The sequence below is a fragment of the Actinoallomurus acaciae genome (assembly GCF_042429965.1).
GTDB classification, from domain to species: domain Bacteria; phylum Actinomycetota; class Actinomycetes; order Streptosporangiales; family Streptosporangiaceae; genus Actinoallomurus; species Actinoallomurus acaciae.
Genome location: NZ_JBHLZP010000419.1, coordinates 1 through 8755 on the forward strand (window position 1 = coordinate 1; position 8755 = coordinate 8755).

Annotated in this window: 10 protein-coding genes and 1 tRNA gene; 8 read left to right on the plus strand and 3 right to left on the minus strand. The window is 69.2% G+C overall.

Annotated features, from left to right (window positions below; genetic code table 11):
• Positions 1-204: 204 nt before the first annotated feature.
• Together ACFFNX_RS36925 and ACFFNX_RS36930 are read left to right on the plus strand one after the other, a co-directional pair.
• Positions 205-1080 (plus strand): SDR family oxidoreductase, encoded by an 876-nt coding sequence (locus tag ACFFNX_RS36925; protein ID WP_378210676.1) that lies wholly within the window; start codon positions 205-207, stop codon positions 1078-1080.
• Between the two features lie 10 nt (positions 1081-1090).
• Positions 1091-1579 (plus strand): MerR family transcriptional regulator, encoded by a 489-nt coding sequence (locus ACFFNX_RS36930; protein WP_378210677.1) that lies wholly within the window; start codon positions 1091-1093, stop codon positions 1577-1579.
• A 139-nt stretch (positions 1580-1718) separates the two neighbouring features.
• Here ACFFNX_RS36930 and ACFFNX_RS36935 read toward each other — a convergent pair whose 3' ends face one another.
• Positions 1719-2312, minus strand: a complete 594-nt coding sequence (locus ACFFNX_RS36935; protein ID WP_378210678.1) for a sigma-70 family RNA polymerase sigma factor — start codon at positions 2310-2312, stop codon at positions 1719-1721.
• A gap of 125 nt (positions 2313-2437) precedes the next feature.
• On the opposite strand from ACFFNX_RS36935, the gene ACFFNX_RS36940 reads away from it, so the two are divergent.
• A complete protein-coding gene (locus ACFFNX_RS36940; protein ID WP_378210679.1) occupies positions 2438-2839 on the plus strand; it encodes a nuclear transport factor 2 family protein in 402 nt (133 codons plus the stop codon).
• A 26-nt stretch (positions 2840-2865) separates the two neighbouring features.
• Here ACFFNX_RS36940 and aceE read toward each other — a convergent pair whose 3' ends face one another.
• Positions 2866-5655 carry a pyruvate dehydrogenase (acetyl-transferring), homodimeric type gene (gene aceE, locus ACFFNX_RS36945; RefSeq protein ID WP_378210680.1) on the minus strand — a complete coding sequence of 930 codons (2790 nt, stop codon included), beginning with the start codon at positions 5653-5655 and terminating at the stop codon, positions 2866-2868.
• Positions 5656-5912: 257 nt separating this feature from the next.
• On the opposite strand from aceE, the gene ACFFNX_RS36950 reads away from it, so the two are divergent.
• The 5 genes from ACFFNX_RS36950 (at position 5913) to ACFFNX_RS36970 (ending at position 8022) form a co-directional block, all read left to right on the plus strand.
• A complete protein-coding gene (locus ACFFNX_RS36950; RefSeq protein ID WP_378210681.1) occupies positions 5913-6326 on the plus strand; it encodes a secondary thiamine-phosphate synthase enzyme YjbQ in 414 nt (137 codons plus the stop codon).
• 149 nt (positions 6327-6475) lie between these two features.
• The gene (locus tag ACFFNX_RS36955) at positions 6476-6898 is read left to right on the plus strand and encodes a DUF3052 domain-containing protein (RefSeq protein WP_285581524.1); all 423 of its coding nucleotides are present in this window, start codon (positions 6476-6478) and stop codon (positions 6896-6898) included.
• A gap of 120 nt (positions 6899-7018) precedes the next feature.
• Entirely contained in the window at positions 7019-7480 is a 462-nt protein-coding gene (locus ACFFNX_RS36960) for a peroxiredoxin (RefSeq protein WP_378210682.1), read from the plus strand.
• 60 nt (positions 7481-7540) lie between these two features.
• Positions 7541-7870 (plus strand): hypothetical protein, encoded by a 330-nt coding sequence (locus tag ACFFNX_RS36965; RefSeq protein WP_378210683.1) that lies wholly within the window; start codon positions 7541-7543, stop codon positions 7868-7870.
• 79 nt (positions 7871-7949) lie between these two features.
• Positions 7950-8022, plus strand: a tRNA-Val gene (locus ACFFNX_RS36970).
• 490 nt (positions 8023-8512) lie between these two features.
• Here the strand turns inward: ACFFNX_RS36970 and ACFFNX_RS36975 are convergent.
• The coding region (locus ACFFNX_RS36975; RefSeq protein ID WP_378210684.1) for a hypothetical protein at positions 8513-8755 on the minus strand (243 nt) is incomplete at its 5' end.

Sequence of the window (8755 nt, forward strand, 5' to 3'; positions counted from 1 at the left end):
GCCTGGGCCGGCGAGTGACCACCGGTCGCGCGGCAGGGTGACTCGCGCAGGCGGCCGAGAAGCCGCCCGGCGGTGCCACCGGGGCGCCGGGCCCTGCCCGTTCCACGAGGACATCGGCGCCCGGTTCGTGCCGATCCGGGCGGCCGTCGAGCGGAGGTCGCCGCGCTTGCGTTCGAGCGCGCTCGAACTCCCAGCGTCCCCGGCATGACATCGCGATCAGGCAGCGAGCGGAGATGGATCATCACCGGCGCGTCGGCGGGCTTCGGCCGCGCCATCGCCGAACGCGCGATCGAGCAGGGGGACGACGTGGTGCTGGCCGTACGGCGGACCAGGTCGGTGGCCGACCTCGCCGCCGCCCACCGCGACCAGGTGCTGGTCGCCGAGTTCGACGTCCGTGACACCGGTCGCGCAGAGGACGTCGTGCGTTCGGCGATCGATCGGTTCGGCCGGGTGGACGTGCTGGTGAACAATGCCGGCCGCGGAGTGGTCGGCGCGGCCGAGGAGATCGGCGAGGAGGATCTGCGCGCGTCCCTGGAACTCCACCTGCTGGGCCCGGCCGCGCTCGTACGGGCCGCCCTGCCGTACTTCCGCGGCCAGGGGTCGGGCACGATCGTGCAGATGAGCAGCCAGCGCGGGCGCGTCTCCTTCCCGGGCGTCGGCGCGTACTCCGCGGGCAAGTTCGCCCTCGACGGCTGGTCGGAGGCACTGGCCGGCGAGGTCGCGCCGTTCGGGGTCCGGGTGATGATCGTGGAGCCGAGCCGGTTCCGCACTTCGTTCAACGCGCCCGACGTGCTCTGGTTCGCCGGATCCAGCCCCGCGTACGCCGGGGTGCTGGAGGCCGTCCGCGACGACATGGCCGGCGCCGACGGCCTTCAGGAGGGCGATCCGGTACGGGCGGCGCAGATCATCGTGGACCTGGTCGCCGGGGACGAACTGCCGCTGCGGCTCCCACTCGGCCGCGAGGCGGTCGAACGGATCGGACGGTCCTACCGCCGGAGCCTGGACGAGCTCGAACACCGGGCACCGACCGCCCACGCCGCCGACTTCCCCGAAGCCGCCGCGCCGGCCCGCCCGATCTAGGGTGAGGCACGTGGCCACCGACGATCTGATGTCCAAGGCGCTGTCCGCGCTCGGCGAGGTCGACGGGCCGATCTCGGTCGAGGTCATCCACCGTCTCGTCGACGCCGACGCCCCGACCGGCCCCATGACGATCACCGAGGTCGCCGACCTGCTCGGCATGTCGCCGCACACGCTGCGCTATTACGAGCGGATCGGCCTGATCGCGGTGGCCCGCGACGCCGACGGCCACCGCAGCTACGACGCGGAGGCGGTACGCCGACTGGTGTTCCTGACCCGCATGCGCCTGTCCGGGATGGCCATGCGCGACCTGCAGCACTACGTGCGGCTCGTCGACGAGGGCGAGGCGACCGTCCCGGAGCGCCTGGACATGCTGCTCGAACACCGCGACACGATCCGCCTGCAGCTGAAGGAGCTGACCCTGTCCCTGGCGGCGACCGAGTACAAGATCGCCACCTACGGCGGCCACACCGCGCCGCAGCCACCGTCCGAGGAGATGTAAGGCCGCCCGGCCTTGAGGGCGTCCGGCCTTGAGGGCGTCCGGCCTTGAAAGCGTCCGGCCTTGAAAGCGTCCGGCCTTGAAAGCGTCCGGCCTTGAAAGCGTCCGGCCTTGAAAGCGTCCGGCCTTGAGGGCGTCCGGGTCAGGCTGAGGACGTGGCACAGGCCCGGCCGTAGCCGACCAGGTCACCGCCGAGGGCCGCAGCGGCCAGGAAGCGTTCGGTGGTCGCTCGGTGCTCACCCGGCGTAGGCCGGAACCTCGGGCGGCGCGCGCGGACATGCCGTCGGGCCCGGTAGGCCATCTGCTGGACCGCCCGCTCGGTGCGTCCGACGATGACCGCGATCTCCGCATGTGAGAAGCCGAACACGTCGTGCAGCAGGAACACCGCACGCTCCGTCGGGGACAGGGCCTCAAGGACGACCAACAGGCCCGCCGCCACCGTGTCGACCGGCCGCGGCCCGGCGGGCGAGTCGGCCGCCGGCCCGTCCGGCCGGTCGTCGTCGGCGGGCACCTCCCGGCGCGCCCGTATCCTGCGAAGCTCGTCGATCGCCTGCCGGGTCACGAGCCGGAAGAGGTACGCGCCGGGGTCCGCGACCGAGCCGTGGTCCACCCGGCTCCAGCGAAGCCATGCCTCTTGGAGGACATCGTCGGCATCTGCCCGGCTACCCAGCATCCGGTACGCCGCTGCCGAAAGGGCGGCCCGGTGCTTCTCGAACAGTTCGCCCGCCGTGTCCATCGCACCCTCCCCTGGAGACCTCATCAACTAAGACGTTTCGGCGGGCGCCGGCGTCACGCGTGACGCCGGCGGTCCCGCATCCGTCATACCGGGTGAACACGCACTACCGACCCGGAAGGCATGACATGACATCGACCTCACCTACCGAACAGCATCGGCGGCTCGTCCTGGAGGCCGTCTCCCGGTTCGGCGCCGGCGACATCGCCGGCTTCGCCGAACTGCTGGGCGAAGAGTTCGTCTCGCACAACCCGCTCGTGGCGCACGACCCCGCGGCACGGTCCGGGCGCCAGGCATTCGCGGACTACCTGAGCGGGCCCGGCAGCGCGCACCTGCGGGACGCGACCGTAACGGCCGAGCACCTGCTCGCCGACGGAGACCTGGTCGCCGTGCACACCCACGTGGCCACCCCACAGGGCGACCTCGCCACCGTCGACCTCTTCCGGGTCGACGGTGGCGTGATCATCGAGCACTGGGACGTCGTTCAACCGATACCCGACGAGATGCCCCACCCACACGGAATGTTCTGACCGCCGCAGCGCAACCGGCCGGCGGGTCAGCCGGGAGTCGTCATCGAGTCGGTGCTGGTCTCCGCCGGGGTCTTGTCCGCGCCGACCACGACCTCCGCGCCCTCGCCGAGCTGGTAGCGCTCGATGGCGCGCTGCAGGACCTCCTGCTTGACCTCGCCGAGACGGGCCAGGCGCGTCAGTACCGCGAGGGTGATCGACGCCGCGTCCACGTGGAAGAAGCGACGGGCGGCGGCGCGGGTGTCGGAGAAGCCGAACCCGTCCGTGCCCAGCGACGTGTAGTCGCCCGAGACCCACTGCGCGATCTGGTCGGGGACCGCGCGCATGAAGTCGCTCACCGCCACGATCGGGCCCGGCTGGCCGTCGAGGGCGCGGGTGACGTACGGCACGCGCTGGTCGGCCTCGGGGTGCAGGAGGTTCCACTCGTCGGCGGCGATGGCCTCACGGCGCAGCTCCGTCCACGACGTGGCGGACCACACGTCGGCGGCCACGCCCCACTCTTCGGCCAGCATGCGCTGCGCCTCCAGGGCCCAGCGGACGCCGACGCCCGACGCGAGGATCTGCGCGCCCGGCGCCTCGCCCTCGACCTCCGGCGCCTCGGCGTACCGGTACAGGCCCTTGAGCACGCCGTCCACGTCGAGGTTCGCCGGCTCGGCGGGCTGCTGGTACGGCTCGTTGTAGACCGTCAGGTAGTAGAAGATGTCCTCGCCCTGCGGGTGCTCCTCGCTGGAGCCGTACATGCGCCGCAGCGCGTCCTTGATGATGTGGGCCAGCTCGAACGCCCAGGCCGGGTCGTAGTAGACGCACGCCGGGTTGGTCGAGGCCAGCAGCGGCGAGTGGCCGTCGTTGTGCTGGAGCCCTTCGCCGGTCAGCGTCGTACGGCCCGCCGTGGCGCCCAGCAGGAAGCCGCGCCCCATCTGGTCGCCCAGCGCCCAGATGCTGTCGCCGGTGCGCTGGAACCCGAACATCGAGTAGAAGATGTAGACCGGGATCATGTGCTCGCCGTGCGTGGCGTACGACGTGGCCGCGGCGATCGCCGACCCCATCGCACCGGCCTCGCTGATGCCCTCGTGCAGCATCTGGCCCTGCTCGGACTCCTTGTACGACAGCAGCAGCTTGCGGTCGACCGCCTCGTACGTCTGGCCGTGCGGGGAGTAGATCTTCGCGGACGGGAACAGCGAGTCCATGCCGAAGGTGCGGTACTCGTCCGGCGCGATCGGCACGAACCGGGCGCCGATGTCCTCGTTCTTGATCAGGTCCTTGAGCAGCCGTACGAACGCCATCGTCGTGGCGACGTTCTGCTTGCCCGAGCCCTTCTTCAGCTCCGCGTACACCGGGTCGCCGGGCAGCTTGAGGGCCTTGGCGCGGTTGTGCCGCTTGGGCAGGTAGCCGCCGAGGGCCATGCGCCGCTCACGCATGTACTGGATCTCGTCGGAGTCCTCGCCCGGGTGGTAGTACGGCGGCAGGTCCGCCTCGAGCGCCGAGTCGGGGATCTCCAGGTAGAGCCGGTCGCGGAACTCCTTCAGCTCGGCCTTGGTGAGCTTCTTCATCTGGTGCGTCGCGTTGCGCGCCTCGAAGTCGGGCCCGAGCGTCCAGCCCTTGATCGTGTGGGTGAGGATCACGGTCGGCTGGCCGACGTGCTCGCGCGCGGACTTGAACGCGGCGTACAGCTTGCGGTAGTCGTGGCCGCCGCGCGACAGCTTGCGGATGTCGTCGTCGGACATGTGCTCGACCATCTTGCGCAGCCGCGGGTCGTCGCCGAAGAAGTGCTCGCGGATGTAGTCGCCGGTCTCGACGGAGTACGTCTGGAACTGGCCGTCCGGCGTGGTGTTCATCTTGTTGACGAGCACGCCGTCGACGTCCTGGGCGAGCAGCGGGTCCCAGTCGCGGCCCCAGATCACCTTGATGACGTTCCAGCCGGCGCCGCGGAAGTACGACTCCAGCTCCTGGATGATCTTGCCGTTGCCGCGTACGGGGCCGTCGAGCTGCTGCAGGTTGCAGTTGATGACGAAGGTCAGGTTGTCGAGCTCCTCGCGGGCGGCCAGGCCGATCGCGCCGAGCGACTCCGGCTCGGCCATCTCGCCGTCGCCGAGGAACGCCCACACGTGGGAGCGCGAGGTGTCCTTGATCTTGCGGTTGTACAGGTAACGGTTGAACCGCGCCTGGTAGATCGAGTTGATCGCGGTGAGCCCCATCGACACCGTGGGGAACTCCCAGAACTCCGGCATCAGCCGCGGATGCGGGTAGGAGGACAGGCCGCCGCCCGGGTGGGAGATCTCCTGCCGGAACCCGTCGAGGCTCTCCTGGGGCAGGCGTCCCTCCAGGAACGCACGCGCGTAGATGCCCGGCGCCGCGTGGCCCTGGATGAAGACCTGGTCGCCGGACTCGCCGTGGTCCTTGCCGCGGAAGAAGTGGTTGAAGCCGACCTCGTACAGCGAGGCCGCCGAGGCGTACGTGGCGATGTGGCCGCCGACCGACAGCTCGGGGCGGTTCGCCCGCGAGACCATGATCGCGGCGTTCCACCGGATGTACGCGCGGATCCGGCGCTCGACGTACTCGTCGCCGGGGAACCACGGCTCCCGCTCGGGCGAGATCGTGTTGAGGTAGTCGGTGCTGCGGAGGCCCGGCACGCCCACCTGCTGCTCACGCGCGCGTTCCAGGAGGCGCAGCATGAGGTAGCGGGCGCGACTGCGGCCCTCCGTCTTGATGACGGTGTCGAGCGACTCCAGCCACTCCCGGGTCTCATCGGGGTCGATGTCCGGAAGCTGACTGGGGAGGCCGTCGCTGATGATCGAAAAGCGCTGGCGTCCGGAAGCCACGGGGTCCCCTTCTTATTCACCCAGGTGCAGGTCTGGTCGTCGGTTGTCCAGACCATCGTCGTACGTCGTGAGCATTAACGCATCTCTACCCCCGGGTAACCGTAGTGCCCTGGCTCCCGGCCGCGCGTGGCGCCGTGTGGAGAGCCCGTACTCAGGGGATACCCGCCGTCAGGAGGTGAAACGACCGTCGCGATCGGCCCGGTTCGATCTCGCCGAGACCACACCCGGACAGCCGTGCGGACAGGTAGACAGAGCACATGAGAACTGAAGTGATCCGGGTGGCCACCGGTAGCCGGGAGACCGTTCAGGACATCACCGGCGAGTGCGCGGACTTCCTCGGCCGGACCGGCGCGGGCGACGGGATTCTGCACATCTTCGTTCCGCACGCGACGGCCGGAATCGCGCTGATCGAGCTGGGTTCGGGGAGCGACACGGACCTGCTCGACGCGATGCGCGCGCTTTTGCCCAAAGACGATCGATGGACGCATTCTCATGGGTCACTCGGGCACGGCAGGTCACACGTGATGCCGGCTCTCGTTCCGCCGTACGCCACCATTCCCGTCGTGGGGGGAAAGATGGCCCTCGGGACCTGGCAATCAGTGGCCGTTGTCGACCTCAACGTGGACAATGTCGTGCGCAACGTACGGCTCAGCTTCATTGACGGCGGTTGACACAGGTGGACGGGTTTGCTCACATGCGGGCAAGACACTTGCGCGCGGGGTGGTCCGGCGTGTGAACTGTCCGGCAATGCCGCACCTCACGAGCGGCAGACAATGATCATCGTGGCCCGGATAGCGGCCCCGACACAGGGAGGACGTTCGTGAGCGCGACCGCGGGTCAGGCGCAGAGCAGCCTGGCCGAACGGCTCGGCATCAAACCGAGCCAGGTGGTGCAGGAGATCGGCTACGACGACGACTGCGACGAGGAGCTGCGCAGCTCCATCGAAGAGGTCTCGGAGAACGAGCTGGTCGACGAGGACTACGACGACGTGGTCGACGTCGTGCTGCTGTGGTGGCGCGACGACGACGGTGATCTGTTCGACGCTTTGTCCGACGCGCTCACCACATTGGCGGACGGCGGCCACATCTGGCTGCTCACGCCGAAGGCCGGGCGCGACGGCCACGTGGAGCCCAGCGACATCGGCGAGGCCGCCCAGACGGCCGGCCTGTCGCAGACGAGCAGCATCAGCGCGGCCCGCGAGTGGTCCGGCACCCGCCTGGTGACACCCAAGGCACGGCGTTGACCTACCTCATGCGGGGGGATCGTCATCACTCGCGGGTTCCGCGAGTCTCCTGACCGCCTCTTCGGCAGCGGGTGGCAGACTGGCGCTTGCGTCCGAAAATCCGTTGAGAGGTTACAGAACATGGCGATTGAGGTTGGCGACGCCGCACCGGACTTCGAGCTGAAGGACCAGCACGGCACTCCGGTGAAACTCTCGGACTTCACGGGGAAGAAGACCGTCGTCCTGGTCTTCTATCCGCTGGCGTTCAGCGGCATCTGCACCGGGGAGCTCTGCACGATCCGCGACGAGCTCCCCACGCTGGGCGGCGACGACGTCCAGGTCCTGGCCGTCTCCGTCGACTCGGTCTTCGCGCACCGCGCCTTCGCCGAGAAGGAGGGCTACGAGTTCCCCCTGCTCTCGGACTTCTGGCCGCACGGCGATGTGGCCAAGGCGTACGGGATCTTCAACGAGGACGCGGGCCTCGCCCAGCGCGGCACGTACATCATCGACAAGGGCGGCGTGGTCCGGTGGAAGGTCGAGAACGCCATTCCGGACGCCCGTGACATCGACGAGTACCGCAAGGCACTCGCCGAAATCTCGTAGTCTCCTGCGGCCGGGCGCGCCGTGACGGCGGGCCCGGCCCCGGACACTCTGGAGGGGGCCATGCCCTGCTATCGCTGCGGGGCCCGGCAGACCGACCCGATCCGCGGCGCGAGCCCCTGGAAACGCGCGGTCCGCAAGGAGCGCCAGATCCTGGTCTGCCCCGAATGCCAGACCATCGACGGCTGGACCGCCGACCTGGACCACTGCACGACCTGCCGCTCATCGGCCCTGGTATGCCGCCTCGGCGAGATCGAGTGCCGCGACTGCGGCCACGTACGCACCGCCGAACGCACCGGAGACACGCTGGTCCCCTCCGGAGCCCCGGGCCTGTCAGAGGAGGTCGAAGCGGCTCTGAGCCGCGTCCTCCGCCGACGAGCCGCCCCTACTTGAGCCGGGGGAAACCCCCTCGGTTTGCCAGGCAGGCCGCTGATTTCGGTAGGCTTTCCCGGGTCGCCGGACCTCCGGCAGCGGGCGCATAGCTCAGTGGTTAGAGCACTGGTCTTACAAACCAGGAGTCGCTGGTTCGAATCCAGCTGTGCCCACGTCTTGATCAACATGTGAAACGGCGCCTGACCTGCAACATCGAGGTCAGGCGCCGTTCGCGCGATGTCCGGCCGTCCCCGGGTGCGACCGGCTCTCAGCGGCCGTCTGTGCCCAATACGTGCCCAAGTTCAGGAGTCAGTCACGCAGTGCCTCAGTGATCCGGCGCTCAGGCCGTGCTCAACTTGTCCCGGGCTTCCTGAAGCTGGTTCTTGATCGCGTAGACCGCGTCGTAGAGCCGAAGACGTCAGCGCCCAGGGTCTGCGCCAGGATCGTAAGTTTGTCCACCGCGTCCAGGGCCGCTTTGCCCCCGGCCTGAAGATTCTGGCGTAGCAGACTGCCTCGACTTGGGCGAATCCCCCTTTGATTTTTTGCTGGCCGCGGCGATCTCCTCGGGTGCCCGCTTCGGATCTGCAGCGACGACGAAAGACATTCGCGTCTACTCGTTGTTCGGACGGTTGCTGGATACGTCTACGACGACGGCGCAGCCGATCAGGCGTCGTTGTTCTCTTTGGAGTGCGGAAGGTAAAGGCTCAGGAGACCGTCGATGTTGCCGAGGTCGGCCGCGGCGTCGGCGAGGCGCGTCGCGAAGTCGTCGTCGCCGCGGCGGGCGGACGCGGCGGTCTCGATCGCCGACGGCATGGAGGTGCCCCACAGGATGGCGTCGCGGGCGGCGTCGTCGCGTTGGTCGCGGTCCCACCAGCGCTCCACGTGCCGGAGTTGCTCGGCGAGGCT

Excerpts from the sequence above, each read along its gene's own strand:
- ACFFNX_RS36925 (WP_378210676.1), top strand. The coding sequence starts at position 205 with ATGACATCGCGATCAGGCAGCGAGCGGAGATGGATCATCACCGGCGCG.
- ACFFNX_RS36935 (WP_378210678.1), bottom strand. The coding sequence starts at position 2,312 with ATGGACACGGCGGGCGAACTGTTCGAGAAGCACCGGGCCGCCCTTTCG.
- ACFFNX_RS36940 (WP_378210679.1), top strand. The coding sequence starts at position 2,438 with ATGACATCGACCTCACCTACCGAACAGCATCGGCGGCTCGTCCTGGAG.
- ACFFNX_RS36950 (WP_378210681.1), top strand. The coding sequence starts at position 5,913 with ATGAGAACTGAAGTGATCCGGGTGGCCACCGGTAGCCGGGAGACCGTT.
- ACFFNX_RS36960 (WP_378210682.1), top strand. The coding sequence starts at position 7,019 with ATGGCGATTGAGGTTGGCGACGCCGCACCGGACTTCGAGCTGAAGGAC.
- ACFFNX_RS36965 (WP_378210683.1), top strand. The coding sequence starts at position 7,541 with ATGCCCTGCTATCGCTGCGGGGCCCGGCAGACCGACCCGATCCGCGGC.